At 43.8% G+C, this 564-nt stretch carries 1 protein-coding gene; it reads right to left on the bottom strand.

Annotated features, from left to right (window positions below; translation table 11 throughout):
• Positions 1-564: membrane protein insertase YidC (yidC, locus tag ACS8FD_RS23430; RefSeq protein WP_439277616.1), on the bottom strand; the 564-nt coding region annotated here is incomplete at both ends.

Here is a 564-nt window from a genome sequence, read left to right as displayed (position 1 = left end):
TCTGTCCTTGCCAGGCATTAGCAGAAGCGTTTTGAATCTGATAGCTAACATCAATCGGATATTTGTCTTGCGTAAAAGTAAAGGTTTTGGTGATTGTCACGCCATCTTTTTTATAAGTAAGCGGTACCGACAGGGTTTGTTGGCCCGCTTCCATCACATAATTATTTGCAGTATGGCTATAAGTTGCACGTCCTTCAGCTGTATCAATACCATCTTGACCAATCAGACCAGACTGAGCCACATAGACACGATTGCCGTTATTTTCTAATAGTACGAAAGGCTCATCACTATCAAGCGTGGCATCATACTGCTTTAAAGCAGCATAAACGATATCACCACCTTCTGGATTGATTTTGATGTCATAGCGGTCAGTTGTAACTGTGATTAATCCTGCATTTTTGGCAGGTGTCGTAGTCACAGCACCAGAATCAACAGGTAGTGTCTGTACCGGTATGTCACCTGCTGCACCACTTGTAGAGGGAATGTCAGCACCGACTGACGTTGCTGTTTCTGATACCGTGTCTACAGCTGGCTCATTAGCATAATCATCTCGCCATGCCAAAA

This window comes from Psychrobacter sp. 1U2 (assembly GCF_051847575.1).
The sequence above is the reverse complement of the archived record's forward strand: the minus strand, read 5'-3'. Positions and strand labels throughout refer to the sequence as shown.